A 245-nucleotide genomic window follows, 5' to 3' on the forward strand; every position below is an offset into this window, starting at 1 on the left:
TCACCGCGCCGCCAGGTGCAGCACCGTCGGCACCCAGAACGTCCGCCGTCCCGTCCGTCAGCACGTTGCCCGAGGCCTGCGCGCCTTCCGACACGCTGTTGGTGTTGGCATGCGCCGTCGGCACGTCATCGACGATGTCGACCAGGATGGAGCCGGTGGTGGTGTTGCCGTGGGCGTCGGTCACCGTATAGGTGAAGCTGTCCTTGTCCTGCTCGGTGGTGATGCCATTGTTGGTCGTCACACCG

General features: G+C 66.1%; 1 protein-coding gene. It reads right to left on the reverse strand.

Annotated elements, in window-relative coordinates; genetic code table 11:
* On the reverse strand, nt 1-245 hold a 245-nt coding region (locus tag EOD15_RS37320; RefSeq protein ID WP_185928968.1), incomplete at both ends, for a hypothetical protein.

The sequence above is a fragment of the Mesorhizobium sp. M7A.T.Ca.US.000.02.2.1 genome, from assembly GCF_003996995.1.
Lineage (GTDB): Bacteria > Pseudomonadota > Alphaproteobacteria > Rhizobiales > Rhizobiaceae > Mesorhizobium.